Here is a 19,352-nt window from a genome sequence, read left to right on the forward strand (position 1 = left end):
CGCCGTCCCAGGCGAGCGAGCGCATCCAGAACGTAGCACGATTTCTCCAAGTCGTGCTACGGACGGTCCCGCTGTGACCTTCCCCCTGCGCACGGCGCTCGCGCCGCTTCTTATCACCACGGCCGCCGTGCCGGCGCGCGCCGGCGACGGCGCGGCCCCCCCGCCGCCGCCCGTGGCCGCGGCCGAGGCCTCGCCGGCGGCAGAGGCCTCGGCCGCGGCGCCGGACGGCGGCGCTGGCCCGGGTGCGACCGGCGGCGCCGCGCCGGTCTCGGTCGTGGTGCAGGGCGCGGCGCCGCCGCGCAGCGCCTCGGAGGCGGTGCGGGAGCGGGCCGAGGTGAGGGCGGCGCCCCACCGAACGGCGAGCGACGTGCTGCAGCTCGTGCCGGGCGTGTTCGCCGCCCAGCACGGCGGCGAGGGCAAGGCGCACCAGATCTTCTTCCGCGGCTTCGACGCGGTCCACGGGCAGGACCTCGAGATCTGGGTCGCGGGCGCGCCGGTCAACGAGGTGTCCAACGTCCACGGGCAGGGCTACGCCGACCTCCACTTCGTGATGCCCGAGGTGATCCGCGAGCTCCGCGCGCAACCCGGGTCGTACGACCCGCGCCAGGGCGACTTCGCCGTCGCCGGCAGCGTGCGCCTCGAGCTCGGCTACGACGAGCCGGGGATCACCGCGGCCGCCTCCGCCGGCTCGTTCGGCGCCCGCCGGCTCTTCCTCGCCTACCACCCCGAGGGCGCCGACGAGACCACGTTCGCCGCGTTCGAGGCGTACGCGACCGACGGCTTCGGCCCCGCCCGCGCGGCCAGCCGGACCTCGGCCGTCGCGCAGGGCGTCTACGAGCCCGTCGCGGGCGTCCGCGCGCGCGTGATGGCCTCGGCGTTCGCCTCGCGCTTCGCGTCCGCCGGCGTCCTGCGCCTCGACGACCTCGAGGCGGGCAAGGTCGACCGCTTCGCCTCCTACGACCCGGATCAGGGCGGCGACTCGTCGCGCGCGCAGCTCGTCGTGGACCTGCGCGGCGCAGGCGCCGACGCCGCCCGCGGCGAGGGCCTCTCGCTCGCACCGTTCGTGGTGCTGCGCTCGCTCCGGCTGCGCTCGAACTATACCGGTTACCTCGAGGACCCGACCTCCGGCGACGCCACCCAGCAGCTCAACGAGGCGATCACCGCGGGCGCGACCGCCTCGTACCGGCTCAGGTTCCCGCTGCTCTCGGATCGCGACGTGCTCGAGGCGGGCGTCGTCGCGCGCACCGACTGGATCGAGCAGTCGCAGCGACGCCTCGCCGCGGTCGACGGCCGGCCGACCGCGACGCTCGTCGACGCGAAGGTCCGCGCGACCGACCTCGCCGGCTACCTCGACGCGTCGATCCGGCCGGTGCGGCGGGTCACGGTGCGCGGCGGGGTGCGCGCCGACGGCCTCGCCTACCAGGTCGTCGACCACGCCGGCGCAGGCGCGCAGGCGCGCAGCGCGCAGGGCATCCACGTGGGCGGCAAGGGCACGGTCGACGTGGCGCTGCTCCCCGGGCTGCGCGCGCTCGCCAGCGTGGGCCAGGGGTTCCGCTCGCCCCAGGCGCGCAGCCTCGGCGACGGCGAGCGGACCCCGTTCACGCGCGCGCTCTCGGCCGAGGCCGGGCTCCGCTACGCCGACGAGCTCGTGCGGGCGTCGGTCGCGCTGTTCCACACGCGCCTCACCGACGATCTCGTCTTCGACGAGGCGACCGGCCGCAACGAGCCCGTCCCCGCCACGGCCCGCACCGGGGTGGCCTTGGACGCGGTGGCGCGCCCCGCGCCGTGGCTCGTGTCGAGCGTCGGCCTGACGTACACCCGGGCCGCCTTCACCGCGCCCGGCGGGCGCTACGCGGCGGGCGATCTCCTCCCGTTCGTGCCGCAGGTCGTCGCGCGCGCCGATCTCGCCGCGACGCCGCGCCTCGGCGCGCTCTTCGGCCGGCGCCTCGAGGCCCGCGCCGGCGCCGGCGTGACGCTGCTCCACGGCCGCCCCCTACCCTACGGCGAGCTCGGGCGCGACGCGCTCCTCACCGACGTGACGGCGCACGTCCGCTACCACCGCGTCGAGCTCGGGCTCGACGTCTACAACCTCCTCGACGCGGCCTGGTTCGACGGCGAGTTCGTCTACCCGTCGAGCTTCACCCGGGGCGCGGCGCCCGACCTGTTGCCGGCGCGGCACGTGACCGTCGGCGCCCCCCGCAGCTTCCTCGTCTCGCTGTCCCTCTATCTCGGATGAGGTCCTCGATGAGCTCCACCACAGCACAGAAACCTAAGCCCCGCCGGAGCGCGGCGCTCGCCGCGGCGGGGCTCCTCGCCGCGGCGCTCGCCGCCGGGTGCGGCGCCGGGGGCGACGGCGCGACCGCGGGCAACCGCCTCACGCTCGCGACCGAGGTCGCCGCCGACGCGGCGTCGGTCGCGCCGTTCACGAACGCGCTCGGCTGGACCGTCACGCTGTCGACGGCGCACCTGTCGATCGGGCCGCTCTACTACTTCGAGGGCGCCCCGTTCACGGCGCGGCGCGCGGCCCCGGGCCGCGGCGGCGCGCCCTCGCTGCTCGACCGGCTCGCGCGGTGGGCCGTCCCGGAAGCGCACGCCCACCCGGGCCACTACCAGGCCGGCGAGGCGCGGGGCCAGATGGCGCAGCCCACCTCGGTCGACCTGCTGGCGGGGACGACCGCGCTCGCGGACGCGGACGCGGTGAGCGGCGTCGTGCGATCCGCGCGCTTCACGTTCGGCGCGCCGCCCGCGGGCCCCTTCGCCGCGGAGCTCGACGGGCACGTCGTCGCCCTCGAGGGCCGCGCCGAGAAGGGCGACGCCGCCCGCGTGTTCCGCGCGCGCGCCCTGGCCGCCGACGTCGCGAGCGACGTGACCGGCGAGCCGGCGGTGGAGGGGTGCGTCTTCGAGGAGGTCTACCTCGACGGGCCCGGCCTCGTGACGCTCGTGGTCAAGCCGTCGGTCTGGCTCGACCAGGTCGACTTCGAGGCCGTGGCCGAGGGCCAGGACGGCGCGCCGGCCGATCTCGAGCCGGAGAGCCAGGCCCAGCGCGGCTTCGTGCGGGGCCTCAAGAAGGGGACGGCCTACGCGCTCTCGTTCGCGCCCGGCGCGCCGCAGGAAGAGGAGGAGAAGGAGCGATGAGGAGCACGGGAAGCTTGTGCGCGGCGGCGCTGTCGCTCGCCGCGGCGGCGCTCGCCGGCTGCGGCGACGACGGCGCGTCGGGGGCCGGGAGCGTGGCGTTCTCGACGTGGGGCGAGGAGTACATCGAGCAGGAGATCCCGGCCGCCGATCTCGAGGACGGCTGGAGCATCCGGTACGAGAAATTCCTGCTCGTCCTCCGGAACGTGACCGTCGCCGATCGCGACGGGAACGTCGGGGCGCGGATGGAGGGCTCGATCCTGTTCGACCACACGAAGCCCGGCGTGAAGCCGGTCGTGACGTTCGAGGGCCTCGAGGCAAAGCCCTGGGAGCGCGTCTCCTACGAGATCGGCCCGGCGGACGCGGACACCGCGCTCGACGGGGCGACGGAGGAGGACAAGGCGCTCATGCTGGCCGCGGGCGCCTCGGTGCACATCGAGGCGATCGCGCGGAAGGGCGACGGCGGCGACGAGAAGCGCCTCGACTGGACCTTCTCGCTCGCGACGCGCTACGCCGAGTGCAAGGGCGACAAGGCCGGCAAGGAGACCGAGGGCGTCCTCGTCACGAACGGCGGCACCGACACCGTGGAGCTCACGATCCACGGCGACCACTTCTTCTACGACGACCTCCAGTCCGCGTCCGCGGCGCGCCGCTTCGCGCCGATCGCCGCCGCGGACGAAGACGGCGACGGCGCCGTCACCCTGGAGGAGCTCGCCGCGGTGCGCCTCGTCGCGATCGAGGAGGGCCCCTACGGGACGGGCAGCGCCGGGGACATCGACGATCTCGGCGCCTTCGTCGCGGCGCTCTCGCGCACGCTCGGGCACTTCCGCGGCGAGGGCGAGTGCGTCTCCGTCGACCCGTGACCGGGCCGCGGGGGGCGCTCACTCGAGCGCGACCGTCGTCGAGACCTCCTGGAGCTCGTTCCCGTCGAACGCCGGCACCCGCGCGGAGCTGAGCACCATCTGCACGCAGGTCCCGGCCGGGGTCATCGCGACCCGCGGCTCGATGCTGATGCGCTGCACGGCGCCCGCGGGGTTGAAGTACACCCGCGCCGTCACCGCCTTCGGCCCCTCCTTGCCCCTGCAGTGGATCGGCGCGGTCGACCCCTTGCGCTGCAGCGCGGCGTGGGCCGCGGCGTGATCGAACGGCCTCGCGGCGCCCGGCTGCGCCGCGCCCGCCTGCGCCGCGGTCGCCTGCGCCGCGGTCGCCGTCTCCGGCGCGCCGCCTTCGCGCGAGGGGCGCGGGACCTTCGGCAGGAGCGCCGGCACCGGCCCGTGGCGCGGGCCGGGCGGCGGCAGCTCTGCGTCCACGCCGTCCGCCGGCGGGCGCGCCTCGTCGCCGCGGCCGGCGCTGATCACCGTGGGGCGCGCCGGCTCGGGCAGCCGCTGCGCCACCGGGACCTCGCGCGGCGCGCGGCCCGTGGAGAACGCGAGCGCCGCCGCGGCGCCGCCGAGCAGGCCGAGGGCGAGGAGCAGCATCGGCTTCCACATGGCTGGCCTCGAGGGCGCCGGCGCCGGCGCGCTCGAGGCCAGGGCCGGCGCGCTCGCCGGCGGCAAGGACGCGCCCGGCCGCGGCCGATCCGGCGGCGGCGCGGTCGACGCGCCCCCGCGGCCGCCCGCGCGCGCGTCCGCCGGGCGCGGCGCGTCCGTGGCCATCTCGGTCGGCCCGGTCAGCGACAGGTGCGAGGCCGTCCCGGCGGGGGTCATCGCCGCGGCGATGCCGGGCGGCGTCACCGAGACCGCGGCGCCGGGGGGGCGCACGCTGCGCGGATCGGCGAAGAGCGCCGGCCCGAGCGCGTCGAACGCCTCCTGCGCCGTCTGGAAGCGCTGCGACGGCTCGCGCGCGAGGCAGCGCGCGAACCAGGCGTCGAACGGGTGCACGACGCAGCCGGCGCGCCCGAGCGCCGTCGCGCGCGTCGACGCCGGGTCGATCGGCTCGAAGAGGATCTCGCGGAGCAGCACGGGCATCGCGGTGCCCATCGGGTCGTTCGCGGCGCGCCAGTACATGCGGCCGGTGAGCGCCGCGAAGGCGATGAGCCCGAGCGCCCACACGTCGGTCGCCGGCGAGATCTGCCCGCGCGCGTCGGACTGCTCGGGCGCCATCCAGAGGGGCGTGCCGAGCGACGCGGTCGCCATCGTGCTCGCCTCCGCGGCGATCTTCGCGATGCCGAAGTCGAGGACCTTGACCGACCACGGCGCCGTCGCGCTGTTCGACTTCGCGAGGAAGACGTTCTGCGGCTTCATGTCGCGGTGGACCACGCCCGCCCGGTGGGCGGCGCCGAGCGCGTGGCAGAGCTGCCGGAAGATCTCGTACACGTCCTTCGGCGCGAGCAGCCCGCTGCGCTTCATGCGCTGCGCGAGGTCCTCCCCTTCGAGCAGCTCCATCGCCAGCCACGGCACGCCGCTCGCCGCGTCCACGCCGGCGCCGATCACCTGCACGATGTGATCGCTCTCGACCAGCGCGCCCACGCGCGCCTCCTGCTCGAAGCGCTCGCGCAGCCGGGTGTCCGCGCAGAGCTGCGGGTGCATGAGCTTGAGGGCGCGCAGCTTGCCGGTGCTCGCCTGCTCGGCGACGTACACGGCGCCCATGCCCCCGGCGCTGAGAGGCCGAACGATCCGGAACTCCCCGAAGAGCATCCCGACCGCCGGCTGAAGCGGCGCGATCATGGCCCGCGATGCTAGCATGGGGGGTGCTTCGGGGGTGTCGCCGCTCACGGCCGCGGCTCCGTGTTGCAGCGCACACGGACGCCCCGTCGGCCGGGCGCGGCGCGCCTCGCCAGAGCGGTCTTCGCCCGTCGCTGGCGTTACAGAGCGGCGGTCACCCGCACAGGAGACGGGCCCAGCTCGGCGTTTTCGGCGCGGAAGCGCACTCCCGTGCGCTGAGCACCGAAAACGTCGAGATGGGCCCGTATCCGAAGCGGGTGACCGCCGCTCACGGGGGGAGCGACGCGACCAGGCGTTCGAGCCCGATCCGGCCGGCGACGAGCGCGCCCGTCGCCGCGGCGCGGAGCGCGTCGGGCGCCGGCTGGGGGCTACCGGCGAAGTGGCGCATGCCGAAGCGCAGGAACGACGGCTCGCGGAGGAGGTAGCGCTCGACGCGCTCGCGCGGCGCGCCGTAGAAGGCGCGCATCGCCCGGCGCCGGAACCGGAGGTCCAGGCCGAGCAGCGATCGCTCGACCCGCCGGCCCCAGTCGCCGAACCCGAGGTCGCCGGCCTCGAGCTTCTCGGCGAGGTACGCGCCCGCGAGCGCGCCGTAGGCGATCGCCTGCGCGATGCCCTCGCCCAGCATCGGATCGATGCCCGCGGCCTCGCCGACGAGCAGGGCGGCGGGCCGCGCGATCGCGGCCCTCGGGTCGAGGCCGCGCTCGGCGAAGCGCTTCCGCCGGTAGCGGTCCGGGTCGAGGCCGAGCGCCTCGAGCCGGCTCCGGAGGACGCGCTCGGCGTCGGGGGCCGGTCGCGCCGCGCCGAGGGCGCCCTCGTGCAGCACGTACGCCCCCCGGCAGACGAGCTCGCGCCCGCCCACGATCGTGGGGAAGTCCCACAGGTAGCCGGCGAACGAGCGATCCCGCATCTCGAAGTGCAAGAGGTCGCGCGCCCGGTCCCCCGCGACGGGCTCGGTGTCGACCTCGACGGCCTGCGCGCGCAGCCGGCCGAACGGCAGCCCCATCGCGCGGCGGACGACGCTGCCGACGCCGTCCGCGCCGACGACGACGCGGCCGTCGAAGTCCCCGGCCGAGCTCTCGACCCGCGCGCCGTCCGGGCCCAGCGAGGCGGCGGTGACCCGCGCCCCCTCGACGATCCGGACGCCGCGGGCGCGCGCGGCGAGCGCGAGCGCGCGATCGAACTCGACGCGCCGGACGACGCGGCCGATGTTCCCCTCGCGGAGCGCGATCTCGCCCGTCTGGAAGGCCGCGCTGACGCCGTGCACCACGACCGAGGGCACGTCGATCGTCACCCCGATCGCCGCGAGCGCCCTGTCGGCGCGCTGGCCGAGCCCGCCTGCGCAGCACTTGTCCCGCGGGTAGCGCTCCTTTTCGAGCACCACGATCCTGTCGGTGAGGGCCGGGCGATGGTGGGCGAGGAAGAGCGCCGTGCTCAGGCCCGCGGGCCCGCCGCCGACGATCACGACTTCATGCGCCGACATGGGGCGCCGCTCTAGCACGGCGCCTCGCGCCGCGGGCGCGGGATGCTCGGCGGGCGGGACGCTCGCGAACAGGCGGGCTCGTCCGGAGGGGGCGCGCGGGCGCGCGGCGGCTCAGCGCCGCTCGTAGGAGGCCACCTGCGTGCGGTACGGGAAGAGGTACGCGCTCTTGCCCGCGAGATCCGGGTGGGTCCCGGCCAGATCGCGGACCTCGTTCAGGACCGAGTACCGCTCCTTCAGGGGGAGCGCGGCGATGTAGCTGATCGAGGCGACGCGCTCGAGGAGCCCGTCGAGATCGAGCTCCTGCGCGTGGGTGAACTCGTGCTCTCCGATCGGCGCGAAGAGGCGGGTCTCGGAGAACGGCCGGCGCCACGCGCCGATCCGGTGGACCGGGGCATCGCGGCCGTAGCGGTTGAGGATGCGGGAGATGCGCGCGACCCAGTCGACCCGCTCGTCCCGCAGGTTGAAGAGCAGCGAGAGGCGCCCCCGCGGCCGGAGCACCCGGTGGACCTCGGCGAGCGCGAGATCGCCGTGGAACCAGTGGAACGACTGCGCGGCGACCGCGGCGTCGACCGACGCCTCGGGCAGGGGGATCGCCTCGGCCACGCCGTCCAGCAGCACGGCGGACGGGACCATCTGGCCCAGCTTGCGGCGCATCCCCTCGACCGGCTCGAGCGCGAGGAGCCGGGCGCCCGTCGGCACGAGGAGGCGCGTGAGCTTGCCGGTCCCCGCGCCGAGATCGAGCACCGTGCTGGCGGCGTCGATGCGCAGCGTGTCGAGCAGCAGCTCGATCGCGCCGCGCGGGTAGTCGGGGCGCCCTTTCTCGTAAGCATCCGCTGCAGTCGCGTAGCCCTGTGCAGCGAGGCGATGGAGAGTCATGGCCTGCGTCCGCTCCGCGTGAGGATGAGTTCGACCAGCGCCGGAGGGACCACCCACCCCGACGGCCCTGTCGAGAGGCTACGCAACCGGAAGCTGTGTTGGAAGCGGATTGTCGCGCAAGACGCGCATTGCGTTCCCGCGCAGCAGCTTGCCGATGACACGCTCGCTCAACCCGGCTTGGAGCAGCGCATCCGTCAAGAGCGGAAGGTGCGCGGCGTCGCGGAGCTCGCGAGTGGGAACGATGAAGCCGTCCCAATCGGATCCGAGCGCGGGGGTGTCCTCGCCGGCAACGTCGATGATGTGCAGGAGGTGCTTGACCACGGGAGCGAGCCCGTTGCCGCCGAGGTAGAGCGGGCAAAAGATGATCCCGGCGCACCCGCCGCGGTCGGCGAGGGCGCGGAGCTGGTCGTCATCGATGTTGCGCCAGTGGTCGAACGCGCCGGCGACGCCGGTGTGGCTGACGAGGGGCGGCCGGCGCGCGAGCGCGCACGCCTCGAGGAAGCCAGCGCGGTTGATGTGCGCGAGGTCGACGATGACGCCGAGCTCCTCGGCGCGGCGCACGACGTCGCGGCCGAAGGGGGTGAGGCCTTCACCGTCCCTGCGACCACGGCCGTAGGCGGGATAACACACGTCGTTGGCGCTGAAGTGGCAGAGCCCGAGGTAGCGCACGCCGCGCCGCGCGAAGCGCTCGAGCGTGTCGAGCTCGCCCTCGAGCGCGTGCGCGCCCTCGATCCCGAGCAGCGCCGCGACGGCGCCGCGGGCCCTCGCCGCCTCGACGTCCTCGGCGGTGCGCGCCTTGACGAGGCGATCCGGCTGCGCGAGCGCGGCCTGCTCCAGGAGGTCGATCTGCTCGTCGACGACGGCGGCGAGCCCGCGCCGCTGGCCGATGGGCAGCGAGACCAGGCCGAAGAACTGCGCGCCGACGCCGCCCTCGACGAGCCGCGGGACGTCGACGTGCCCGCCCAGGGCCGCGAACGGCAGCATCGGCTCGTGGCGCTCGTGCAGATCGTAGCCTACCCAGCGCGACCACATGAGGCTGTCGGCGTGGAGGTCGACGGCGGGGAACTGCGCGTGCAGGGCGCGGGCTTCGGGGCTTCCGTGCATGGGGGGAGGTTAGTCGAGGCGGGGCGCTCGGTCGCGCGCGCCGCGCGGGGCGGCGGCTCAGGAGCTCGACAGCTTGAGGCCGAGGATGGACACGACGAGGAGCGCGAGGAACCCGAGCCTCGCGGGCGTGGCGGGCTCGCCGAACAGGACGATGCCGGCGATCGCCGCCCCGAACGCGCCGATGCCGACCCAGACGGCGTAGGCCGTGCCGATGGGCAGGGTGCGCGAGGCGGCCTCGAGGAGGACGAGGCTCGCGACGATCGCGGAGATCGTGAGCACGGTGGGCAGGGGGCGCGTGAAGCCCTGTGTGTACTTGAGTCCGACGGCCCAGCAGACTTCGAGCAGACCTGCCAGGAGCAACAACAGCCAGGACATGACGAATCTCCTCGTGATGTGGCTGCGTCGTCTTATCCTGACCGGGTACGGCGCGTCTCGTCCGGGACGCTCCCGTGGGGCGCCGGGGGGAACCTAGCAGGCGCGACGGGCCGTGCAAAGGGGCGCTGTCGACGCGGTGCGCCGCGGCTGTGACGGCTCGGTTCGGCCCGCGCTCGACGAGCGTCGCGGCGCGGGCCGGGTGGAGCTGGCTAGTCGGTCTCCTCCTCCTCGCCCTGGAACGCCACGCTGGACTCTGCCGTGCTGATCAGCGCGGCGGCGAGCTCGTTGATGTACTCCTCGATCGCGGTGTATCCGGACGGCATCACCCGGCTGTGATCGTTCGCGTTGGAGGAGCTGAGGCCGCGCGCGCGCTCCCACGCGTCCGCCATCCCGTCGCGGTCGGCGTCGGCGGGCGCCGTCCCGGGGGTGAGCCCTTCCATCAGGTTGTTCACGTAGCGAGCGCCCCACGCGCCGTCGCGGCGCTCGATGTTCCGGAGGACGCCCTTCGTCACCACGTCGCGCGGCAGCGCGCCGGCCTGCGCGAGGACGAGCCGATAGGCGTCCTCCGCGCGGTGCGTCGTCACGGGGATGTACCCCGGGACGTCGCGCGAGAAGTTGAACTGCGACGAGGCGCGGTACGACTCGGGCTTGTTGAGCCGGCTGAAGCTCGGGTGGAGGTACGGCTTCTGCCAGGGGTTGTCGACCACCCCCGTGAGCTTGCCGGGATCGTCGATGTAGTTGTCGGCGAAGAAGTACTTGAGCCCCGCGCCGGCGCTGCCGTCGAAATAGAAGGGGATCAGCTGATCGCTCGGCCCCTTGATGTACGCGTTGCCCACGATGTTGAACTGGCCGCTCGCCCGGTTGTGGTGCACGAACCCGTGTCTGACGTTGTAGGCCACGTTGTTGCGGATATCCGCGGGGCCGTTCGCGACCGCGGGGCACCTCGCCTTGTGATGGGCGAACAGGTTGTGATGCAACGTGATCCGATGGCCGTCAGGGCCGTTGATGAGACCGTAATTATGCGCCCCCTCTGGATGCCCCGTGATCGATGACGACTCGATGGTGGACCACTGGACCGTGACGTCGTCCGCCTCATAGAGATCCAGGGTCTCGTCGACGCCCCAGGCGATCGAGACGTGATCGAGGATCAGCTTCGAGTTCAGCGAGAACTGCGCTCCGTCGAACTGCTCTCCGGCCGAGCCGTCGAACACGGGGCGGACTCGCAAGAATCTTACAATGACGTTGTTGACCGCGTTGGAGTACCTGGAGAGCAGGCGCCCGCGCACGGTGATGCCCGCGCCAGGCGCGGTCTGGCCGGCGATCGTCACATCGCCATTCCGGACGACGACGTCCCCTTCGATCACGCCGCTCACGTCGAAGACGATGATGCGCGGCCCGCTCGCGTCGAGCGCCGCCTGCAGGCTCCCCGCCCCGCTCGATCGCAGGTTGGTGACCTTGATGACGCGCCCGCCGCGACCGCCGGTCGCGACGGCGCCAAAGCCCTCTGCGCCGGGGAACGCCGGGAGCGCGCTCGCCGGAGCCGACATCGCGGTGAGCGCAGAGGCCGCTGCGAGCGCGCAGCCGAGGCGGCGAAGACCCTGTGCTCCAATGGAAGAACAAGTAGGAAGATATGTCATGACGTCTCGCTCCCCTTTCGTACGTCTTAACCGCAAGCCGTAGTGTGATGACCCTACAGGACCGACTTCATGAATGGCAATCGACAATTGCCAATCTGTACGACAGGGCACATCAGAATCGATTTGGCAATTTCATATCGCCAGATGAAGCGAGCTTGGTTATCCTGCGCTCGAAGCGCACGAGCGGACTCATGGAACACCGGCGCGCTCCCACCCGCGACGACATCGAGCACGCCGGCGGAGCGCGTCTCTCGGCCTCGGCGCGGCGGACACGCACGGCATTCTCGGCCCGGGTTTATCGACGCATCAAACGCGCGTCGTGCGCGTCGCAATCGATACGATAGCGGCGCTCAGCCGATCAGCGCGCGAGCCCTCAGGCGAGGAGGATGCACAAGAGAGCGCTTCTCTTCGGGCGCGCTCGTCGCTCGGGCGATCCTTCCACGGCGCGCCGGCGCCCGCGGCGCTACGCCGTCGCTCATGCCAGGCGCAGCTCGCGGATCCTGCGCTGGAGCGCGCGCTTCGAGACCTTGAGGCGCTCCACCATCGCGTCGATGTGACCACCGCACTCCTCGTAACAGCGCGCGACCTCGTCCGGCGGGAGGTGGCTCGCCTGGCGGACCTGCGGGCAGCTCTCCACGAGCGCATAGAGCGACGTCCGCGAGACGCCGAGCTGCTCGGCGGCGGCCTTGAAATCCCACCGGCTCCGGCGGAGCGCATCGATCAGCTCCTCTTCACGTACGTCGGAGGGCTTGCGCCAGCCGGCGCCCTTGGGCGAGCCCGAGCTCGCCCGCGCGGCCGCCGCGCTCTCCGGCCGAGCCGGCCTCGGCGCAGCCGCGCGGTCCTCGCCCGCGTGGCCCCGCGGCTCCGGGGCCGCCCGCTGGAGCAGGTAGTCGAGCGCCGGCGCCTCCTCCAGACGCGCTGCGCCCTGGCTCCCCACGACCAGCTGCCGCGCCACGTTCCGGAGCTGGCGAACGTTCCCCGGCCAATCGTAGCGCGCGAGCCGAGCCACCACCGACGCCGGCAACCACGGGGCGCCGTCGGGCGCCGGCGCGTCGAGCCGATGCGCGTCGCCCGAGGCCGCGAGCTCCTCGCGCAGGAAGTGAACGAGCAGGCGCCCGATGTCGTCTCTGCGCTCCCGGAGGGGAGGGAGCGCAATCTCGTAGCCGGCCAGGCGGTGGAGCAGCGGAGCGCGAAAGACCCCCTCGGCCACTTTGGCCTCGAGGTCGGCGTCCGTGGCGGTGATCAGTCGAATGCGGGTCTTCTTCGGCTGCTGGGCGCCCACCGCCTGGATCTCGCCCGCCTCGAGGGCCCTCAGGAGCATCGCCTGCACGTCGGGCGGCGCTTCGCCGATCTCGTCGAGGAACAGCGTCCCGCCCTCGGCCGAGCCAAAGTAGCCGGGCCGGTCGCGCAGGGCTCCCGTATACGACCCGCGCTCGGCGCCAAAGAGCTCCGCGGCCGCCAGCGAGGGAGGAATCGCCGCCATATTGACGGCCACGAAAGGCTGATTGCGCCGGTCGCCGGCCTGGTGGATCGCCCTCGCGACGAGCTCCTTGCCCGTGCCTGTCTCCCCGCGGAGGAGGACCGCGGTTCCGAGGTCGGCGACGCGGCGGATGTCCCGCCGCGTCCGCTCCAGGAGATCGCTATGACCGACCAGACCGAATCGATCACCCGGTTCGCGCGGGGACGGATCAACCCTGTGGAGCAGCAGGACGACGCGATTGGCGAGCTCGACAACGACCCCGCGCGACACCGACCCGGGCGAGAGATCGCGGGTCCCCTCCAGCGAGGCGCCATCCACCGTGACGCGCGAGCCGCCCTCCGCCGCCTCCAGCCGGATCCGGTCATCGGGCAACGCAATGATGCGCAGGGGCTTGCGGCTCAGGTGGGTATCCCCGAGCGGCGCGCGGACGAGCTCGCCGGGTGGACCGAAGCACGGTTCCAGCCGCGACAGCGCGAGCGCATCGCGAAGCGCGAGATCAGCGAGGACGGCGCGCTCACCGACGCGCTCCAGACGAGGATGGTAGAGGACGGTCAGGGCCGGAACCGGGCGAGTGCTGTCCCGCCGCGACGGGCCCGTATCGGGATGCTGCGTCGTCGCATTCGCGAGCGTGGTGAGCCCTGTTCGCTCGGTCACCATGGATTCCGAGAATACGCGTCCGTAGAAAACACTTGCAAGCTCGGTGAAGCCTGCACTTGGCCTCCGCCGCAGGCGCGCGGCTCGACGCGCACATCCGAGCACATCGAGCCGCATTGGGCCCCGAGGTCGCGTGGGCGGCGCCGGCGTGACGCCCGTTGACACCATGTACGCACGCGCGTAGGTATTTTTTTTTGTGAAGGGGCAAACGGTCGGCGGGAGGTACGCGCTCGAGCGTGAGATCGGCCGAGGCGGCATGGGGATCGTCTGGCAGGCCTTCGACCAGATGCTGCGCCGGGACGTGGCGCTCAAGCTCATGATGCCCGAGAACGTCGCCTCCTTCGAAGCGCGGCGTAACTTCGAGCAGGAGGCGACGACCGTCGCCCGGCTCCGGAACGAGCACATCGTTCAGGTCCATGACTACGGCATCGATGAGGGCTCTCCGTACATCGTCATGGAGCTGCTCGAGGGGGAGGACCTCGAGACCCGGCTCCGCCGCGCGCGTCAGCTCCCGGCGGCGACCGTGCTGTCCTTGCTGCGGCAGCTCAGCTCGGGCCTCGAGGCGGCGAGCGCGGCGGGCATCGTCCATTGCGATCTCAAGCCGGCGAACGTCTTCCTCGCCCGGGGCGCATCCGGCGAGTCCGTGAAGATCCTCGATTTCGGGGTGGGATGGCGGCTGTCCGAGGCCCGCAACTGGAGCGGCGTGCGCCTCGGAACCCCCGCGTACATGAGCCCGGAGCAGGTCCGCGGCGCCGTTCCCCATCCCCTGGCCGACCTCTGGTCGCTCGGTGTCATCGCCTATCGCGCGCTCACCGGCCGTCTTCCGTTCTCAATGGAAAACCTGCCAGGGCTCATCGTCAGCATCTGCACCGATCCTTTCCCGCTGCCTTCGTCGCTCGACCCTGCCCTGCTCCCGGGCTTCGATCGGTTCTTCGAGCGCGCCCTGGCGAAGGACCGGACCCGGAGATTCCAGTCGTCCCGCGAGCTCGTCGCGGCGTTCGCCGCGGTGTGCGACGCGGGGAGCAAGCCCGCCAAGATCCTCGTCGTCGATGACGAGCCGGACATGCACCTCCTGTTGAAGCTGCATTTCCGCAGGAACAAGAGCAGCACCGCTTACGAGCTCATCTTCGCCGAGGACGGCCAGCGCGCCCTCGAGGAGCTCCGGCGACACCCGGACATCGACGTCGTCGTCGCCGACATCAACATGCCAGTCATGGATGGGCTGACCCTGCTCGAGCGCATCCCCGAGGTGAACCCGCTCGCGAGGACGGTGATCGTGTCCGCGTATGGCGACATGACCAACATCCGTCGCGCGATGAACCGTGGGGCGTTCGACTTCCTCTTCAAGCCGATCGATTTCGCCGACCTCGAGACCACGCTGGAGAAGACCCTCCGCTCCGTGGAGCAGCATCGGCAGAAGGCCCAGGCGAACGAGGAGAACGACCTCCTGCGGAAGTTCACGAACGCCGCCCTGGTCGAGCGGCTCCGGGCGCTCGGGCCCGCGGGCGCGGCCGCGAGCGAGGCGCTGGAGGCCACCGTCGCGTTCGTCGACGTCTTCCGGTTCACCCGCGTCGCGCAAGAGCGGCCGCCCGCCGAGGCCACGCGGCTGCTCAACGCCAATTTCGAGGTGATCGTGCCGGAGCTCCTCGCGCAGGGCGGCGTCGTGGACAAGTTCGTCGGGGACGCCGTCATGGCGGTGTTCCACGGGCCGGAGCACCTCGAGCGGGCGCTCGCCGCATGTGTCGCCGTACGCGAGCAGCTCGAGACGGTCGCGCGGCGCGCGGGGAAAGATTCGCCGTACGCTCACGGGGTGTGCGCCGGCGTCTCGACGGGCAGCGTCCTCGCGGCGGAGGTCGGCTCGCACGCGTGCGCCCGGCTCGGCTACACGGTGCTTGGGGAGGCCGTGAACGCCGCCTCGCACCTCGCGCGCGCAGCGCTGGCTGGAGAGATCCTCGTCGATGAGGCGGTCTGCCGGGCCGCCCGTCAGGGCTTCAAGTTCGAGAGCGCCGGCGCGCGGAGCGTCTGGCCGAGGGCGGAGTCGACGATCGTCTACCGGGTGGCGGGGCGCGATGTGGTGCGGCAGCCGCTCGGGGAGGAGCCGACGGTCCAGATCTCCTTGGAGCCCAGACCGGCCTAGCCCCGGCGAGGCGCCGGCATGTCGGCCGGCACCGCGCCGGCGTGTCGGCCGGCACCGCGCCGACGTGTCGGCCGGCACCGCGCCGGCATGTCGGCCGGCACCGCGCCGACGTGTCGGCCGGCACCGCGCCGACATGTCGGCCGGCGCCGCGCCGGCAGGCGCTCGACGGAACGCCGGCGCGCCGTGTCACGCCCTGGCCTGGAAACGCCCGCATCCCCGCGTGTGGGCCGGGCCGCGGACGGCCGCGGAAGGCTGGTACGCACCGTGCAAAGCCACGTCCTCGACCGATTCCGATCCATCCGGAACGTCATTGTTCACCGGTCCGAGCGGCTCCCAGCAGGCGGTCCTCCCCAGCGAGCGACCGCCCCTGAGACGCCGTACGACGCACGAGCCACCGAGCCGCGCGCGGCCTGGCACGCGCGCGAACAACCATCGAAGAACCCCCGAGAGAAGGAAGCGATGACGATGCCCCCCGAGACAACGCAATATCCGCCCGGCGTCCTGTCCTTGATCTATCACCTGAGGCACACGAGCCTCAACCTGAACCATGACAAGACGAGAACACTGAGGACCTTTCGCTTGAGCGACACCGAACGGGACGTGTTCAGCATATGTGGCGACGTGGGGTACCCCAACGACAGCCGCGTCGCCGATATCCTGTATCTCACGGCGCACCAGGTCAGAGGCAGCCTCTTCAGGGGCGCGGGCGCGGACGACCAGGCGCGCGCGGCGCAGGCGAGCGGCGCGGCGCTCAGGCCGGGCGTCCTGTCCTTCCTCTATCACCTGGTGCACACCAAGGAGGTCTACGATCGCTTCCACGCCGACAAGGGCGCATCGAGGAAGGCGCTGATGGATGCGTTCGACGTGAGCGACGCTCAGCAAGCGAAGATCAATCACTGCATCAGGCAAGGTCCGTTCGACGACGAATCGCTCAAGGCCGTGCTGGCTCTCGCCGTTCCGGAGCTCAGCGGCGACAACTGGTACAAGGCCTGGTGAGCCGGCAGCCTCGGGCGCTGCTCGGAGGTTCACCGCGGCTGTCGGCAATCATCGCGCGGGCACGGCCCGGGAGGACAGGAGGTCGCAGCATGATCGGTTGGTCCACGGAGGAGACGCTGAGGCTCGTCGAGCCCCATGCCCCGTCGGCGCTCGTGTCAGGCGCAGATTGGCGCGCCCTCGGCCGGTGCGCTCCAGCCCTGCTCGACGCCGCCTCGATCATGACCCTCGAATGTCATCTCGGGACGGCCGCCGCGCGGGTCGATGTTCTGGCCTGCGTCCTTCCGGCAGGGAGGGATGCCCTCGCATCTCGGCTCCCGCGCTCGCGCGGCGATCGCGCTCGGGCGCACGGCGATCTCCCGGCGTCCGAGGTCGGCCCGCTCCAGGGCCCTCCAGGGCGTCTGCTCCTCGCGTGGACCACGCCCGGCACCCTCCTGTCGGAGCAGGTCCCGCTGCTCTGGTTCGAGTTCGATCAACCGGCCGCGCGCACCGGCCCGGTCGAGCCGTCTGTGCTCCTCTGCCTGGATCCGAGGCCTCTTACCAACCTGGAGGTCCCGGCGGCGGAGCGCGACTTCAGCCCGAGCGGCCGGCTTCAGCTCATCGACACGGCCGTGTCCGTGCTCCTGGGCGTGCCCGTGCCGGCGGCGAGGCGCGCCGCGCTGCGCCGCTGCTTCGACCTGTTGCCGGACGGCGGCCACGTCGTCCATCTGTCCGTCATGAGCGCCAGGCGGCCCGTCGCGCTCAAGCTCAACGTCTCGCTGCCGCGCGACCGGCTCGTCGACTACCTGCTCGGGGTGGGCTGGCCGGGCGACCCGGGCGAGCTGGAGGGAACGCTCGATGCGCTGCGCGTCGACGACGAGCGCGCCACGATCGACGTCACCGTCGGAGACGTCGTCGCCCCTCGGCTCGGGATCGAGCTCTTCGATCTGGCGACCCGGAAGCTCGACCCGGGCCGCCGCGCGACGCTCGACCGCTTCGCGTCGCTCGGCCTCTGCACGCCCGCGCAGCGCGACGCCCTCGCGGCGTGGCCCGGCTCGTCGCGCGAGCGGCACCGAGCGCACGAGTGGCCCTCTCGCGTGCACCGCTGGATCGACCTGAAGATCACCCTGGGCCCGGATCGAGCGCTGTCCGCCAAAGCCTACCTGGGGTTCTCGCGCTGCTTCTCTCTGGTTTAACGACCGACACGCACGCTGCATTTTGGAGTCCGCATCATGAAACGCCATTTGTCCATCTACAGATCGGCTTTGATGATCCTGGCGGGGGCGGCATACCTGTCGTGCATCGCGACAGGCGACTGGCAGAGCCCCCCTGCGCCTCCTCCCCCCGCTCCGGACGGCGGCGTGGCACCACCGGATGACGACGAGCGGTGCCGGAGAGCGCTGTGGAGCAGCTTCCCGGACTTCACGCAGGAGCTGTGCTCGGCCCTCCCCCGGGACGTCGACCGCGAGCTGAACGAGCGCTACAGAGAGCGCGGAGAACCCAAGAAGATCAACCGTCTGTTCGACATCCTGGCATGGCAGTCCTTCATCGCGATGGCGTGGCCGGTCGCCGATGACGGCCGGACGCGGCTGGGCCTCGCGGCTGCCGGCGCCCCTTGGTGGGATACCTGGAAGAACGGCCAGGACGTCTTCCGGCCGGACGGCGCCAAGCCCGATGGCTGGGACCCCGCCGCGCAGCGAGACAAGCGGAATGGCCGGGGCGCGGCCTCCACGACGGAGGCCCACGGCGCGCAGCTGGAGGACAGGCAATCGGATTCGCTCGTCCTCTGGGACCAGAACGGCAACAAGGTGTATTACGAGGTGCTGTTCAACGAGCATTTGTTCGACTTCCTCGTGAGGAACGAGCTCTACAACCTCGATGGGCAGATCGCCCACCGCGCGCAGCACGACGACATCCCCGAGGCCCCCTGGGGCAACGCGGTGAACGTGGACCAGATGCCCTCGATCGCGCTCAAGCTCGCGTGGAAGGTGGTGGACGAGGACAAGGGCGACATCAAGGAACGCTTCATCCTCCGGGAGGCGTACATCCGCACGGACGCAGGCCCGTCGAAGAGGACGTTGGGCCTCGTGGGCGCCAACTTCATGATGAAGACGCTCGCGACCAGGAAGCATTGGACCTGGGTCGCGTTCGAGCACATCGACAACGTGGATGTGAACGACCTCGAGACGCACGGCGGCAAGCCGCTCAAGCCCTTGTTCAACGATCCGAGCTGCCCGCTGTGCCCCGTCAATGAGCCGCCGGACGCGCGCGTCTGGCCGGTCACCGTGGATCCCTGGGTCCCCCGCACCCAGGTGCACCGGCAGCAGCCGATCCGGGAGGACACGGCCGCCCTGAACAGCAAGGTCCAGGCGCTGCTCAAGGCGAGCGGCTCCGCGCTGCAATTTTACGAGCTCATCGGCACGCAATGGGCGACGGATCCCTTGAGCGCACCGTCGCCGTCGGGGGCGCTGCCCGACGCCATCGTCAACGAGTCCGGCGGCAAGCCGTCCCGCGCTTACCTCGTGAACGCCGTGATCGAGACGTACCTGCAGAGGGGCAATGCGGTCGCCGCCGATGTGAACGACGCTCTGCGCTTCGCGCCGACCCGGCTGTTCCACACGGGGAGCTGCATGGGCTGCCACTCCGGCGCGCCGATCGCGGAAGGGGCCTCGCGCGACGGAATCGTGTGGAGCTCTCGCGGCAGCGGTGACTTCTTGTGGAGCTTGTCGAAGAGGGCTAGACCTAGGGCTGCCGCGGGGGGCGGCGACGGGCCCGATGAAATGACGAGCACGGCCTCGGCCCACACCCAGCCGGAACGGAAGGAGTAGTCGCACTTGAAGGG

The 19,352-nt window shown here is 72.4% G+C and carries 14 protein-coding genes and 1 riboswitch; of the genes, 7 read left to right on the forward strand and 7 right to left on the reverse strand.

The features are described 5' to 3' along the window. Positions 1-73 precede the first annotated feature (73 nt). From WME83_RS35485 to WME83_RS35495, 3 genes are read left to right on the forward strand one after another with little or no spacing between them, the layout of a single operon-like run. Positions 74-2,236, forward strand: coding sequence for a TonB-dependent receptor (locus WME83_RS35485; protein WP_437314135.1), 2,163 nt, complete (start codon positions 74-76; stop codon positions 2,234-2,236). Positions 2,237-2,244: 8 nt separating this feature from the next. Continuing rightward, the gene (locus WME83_RS35490) at positions 2,245-3,135 is read left to right on the forward strand and encodes a hypothetical protein (protein WP_437314136.1); all 891 of its coding nucleotides are present in this window, start codon (positions 2,245-2,247) and stop codon (positions 3,133-3,135) included. Then, positions 3,132-3,995, forward strand: coding sequence for a hypothetical protein (locus WME83_RS35495; protein WP_437314137.1), 864 nt, complete (start codon positions 3,132-3,134; stop codon positions 3,993-3,995). The genes WME83_RS35490 and WME83_RS35495 overlap by 4 nt, the downstream gene beginning before the upstream one ends. An 18-nt stretch (positions 3,996-4,013) precedes the next feature. On the opposite strand, the gene WME83_RS35500 is transcribed toward WME83_RS35495, so the two are convergent. The 7 genes from WME83_RS35500 to WME83_RS35530 form a co-directional block, all read right to left on the reverse strand. Beyond that, positions 4,014-5,798: a protein kinase domain-containing protein gene (locus WME83_RS35500; RefSeq protein ID WP_437314138.1), complete on the reverse strand. Its 1,785-nt coding sequence runs from the start codon at positions 5,796-5,798 to the stop codon at positions 4,014-4,016. 265 nt (positions 5,799-6,063) lie between these two features. Then, positions 6,064-7,275 (reverse strand): NAD(P)/FAD-dependent oxidoreductase, encoded by a 1,212-nt coding sequence (locus WME83_RS35505; RefSeq protein WP_437314139.1) that lies wholly within the window; start codon positions 7,273-7,275, stop codon positions 6,064-6,066. Positions 7,276-7,386: 111 nt separating this feature from the next. After that, positions 7,387-8,151 (reverse strand): class I SAM-dependent methyltransferase, encoded by a 765-nt coding sequence (locus tag WME83_RS35510; RefSeq protein ID WP_437314140.1) that lies wholly within the window; start codon positions 8,149-8,151, stop codon positions 7,387-7,389. Between the two features lie 78 nt (positions 8,152-8,229). Next, positions 8,230-9,255: a dipeptidase gene (locus WME83_RS35515; protein WP_437314141.1), complete on the reverse strand. Its 1,026-nt coding sequence runs from the start codon at positions 9,253-9,255 to the stop codon at positions 8,230-8,232. Positions 9,256-9,312: 57 nt separating this feature from the next. Then, entirely contained in the window at positions 9,313-9,630 is a 318-nt protein-coding gene (sugE, locus tag WME83_RS35520) for a quaternary ammonium compound efflux SMR transporter SugE (protein WP_437314142.1), read from the reverse strand. A 21-nt stretch (positions 9,631-9,651) separates the two neighbouring features. After that, positions 9,652-9,717: riboswitch (guanidine-III (ykkC-III) riboswitch) on the reverse strand. A gap of 122 nt (positions 9,718-9,839) precedes the next feature. Then, on the reverse strand, positions 9,840-10,856 hold the full coding sequence (locus tag WME83_RS35525; protein WP_437314143.1) for a pectate lyase family protein: 1,017 nt from the start codon (positions 10,854-10,856) through the stop codon (positions 9,840-9,842). Positions 10,857-11,742: 886 nt separating this feature from the next. Next, complete coding sequence (locus WME83_RS35530; RefSeq protein ID WP_437314144.1) at positions 11,743-13,119, reverse strand: sigma 54-interacting transcriptional regulator; 1,377 nt, start codon at positions 13,117-13,119, stop codon at positions 11,743-11,745. A gap of 478 nt (positions 13,120-13,597) precedes the next feature. On the opposite strand from WME83_RS35530, the gene WME83_RS35535 reads away from it, so the two are divergent. The 4 genes from WME83_RS35535 (at position 13,598) to WME83_RS35550 (ending at position 19,338) form a co-directional block, all read left to right on the forward strand. Beyond that, the gene (locus tag WME83_RS35535; RefSeq protein WP_437314145.1) at positions 13,598-15,538 is read left to right on the forward strand and encodes a protein kinase domain-containing protein; all 1,941 of its coding nucleotides are present in this window, start codon (positions 13,598-13,600) and stop codon (positions 15,536-15,538) included. A gap of 459 nt (positions 15,539-15,997) precedes the next feature. Beyond that, on the forward strand, positions 15,998-16,534 hold the full coding sequence (locus tag WME83_RS35540) for a hypothetical protein (protein ID WP_437314146.1): 537 nt from the start codon (positions 15,998-16,000) through the stop codon (positions 16,532-16,534). A gap of 89 nt (positions 16,535-16,623) precedes the next feature. After that, positions 16,624-17,706 carry a hypothetical protein gene (locus WME83_RS35545; RefSeq protein ID WP_437314147.1) on the forward strand — a complete coding sequence of 361 codons (1,083 nt, stop codon included), beginning with the start codon at positions 16,624-16,626 and terminating at the stop codon, positions 17,704-17,706. Positions 17,707-17,742: 36 nt separating this feature from the next. After that, complete coding sequence (locus tag WME83_RS35550; protein WP_437314148.1) at positions 17,743-19,338, forward strand: hypothetical protein; 1,596 nt, start codon at positions 17,743-17,745, stop codon at positions 19,336-19,338. The last annotated feature ends 14 nt before the right edge of the window (positions 19,339-19,352 follow it).

Origin of the sequence: Sorangium sp. So ce385 (assembly GCF_051474135.1) — a bacterium.
Lineage (GTDB): Bacteria > Myxococcota_A > Polyangia > Polyangiales > Polyangiaceae > Sorangium > Sorangium cellulosum_D.

Excerpts from the sequence above, each read along its gene's own strand:
- WME83_RS35490 (WP_437314136.1), top strand. The coding sequence starts at position 2,245 with ATGAGCTCCACCACAGCACAGAAACCTAAGCCCCGCCGGAGCGCGGCG.
- WME83_RS35495 (WP_437314137.1), top strand. The coding sequence starts at position 3,132 with ATGAGGAGCACGGGAAGCTTGTGCGCGGCGGCGCTGTCGCTCGCCGCG.
- WME83_RS35500 (WP_437314138.1), bottom strand. The coding sequence starts at position 5,798 with ATGATCGCGCCGCTTCAGCCGGCGGTCGGGATGCTCTTCGGGGAGTTC.
- WME83_RS35505 (WP_437314139.1), bottom strand. The coding sequence starts at position 7,275 with ATGTCGGCGCATGAAGTCGTGATCGTCGGCGGCGGGCCCGCGGGCCTG.
- WME83_RS35510 (WP_437314140.1), bottom strand. The coding sequence starts at position 8,151 with ATGACTCTCCATCGCCTCGCTGCACAGGGCTACGCGACTGCAGCGGAT.
- WME83_RS35515 (WP_437314141.1), bottom strand. The coding sequence starts at position 9,255 with ATGCACGGAAGCCCCGAAGCCCGCGCCCTGCACGCGCAGTTCCCCGCC.
- sugE (WP_437314142.1), bottom strand. The coding sequence starts at position 9,630 with ATGTCCTGGCTGTTGTTGCTCCTGGCAGGTCTGCTCGAAGTCTGCTGG.
- WME83_RS35540 (WP_437314146.1), top strand. The coding sequence starts at position 15,998 with ATGACGATGCCCCCCGAGACAACGCAATATCCGCCCGGCGTCCTGTCC.
- WME83_RS35545 (WP_437314147.1), top strand. The coding sequence starts at position 16,624 with ATGATCGGTTGGTCCACGGAGGAGACGCTGAGGCTCGTCGAGCCCCAT.
- WME83_RS35550 (WP_437314148.1), top strand. The coding sequence starts at position 17,743 with ATGAAACGCCATTTGTCCATCTACAGATCGGCTTTGATGATCCTGGCG.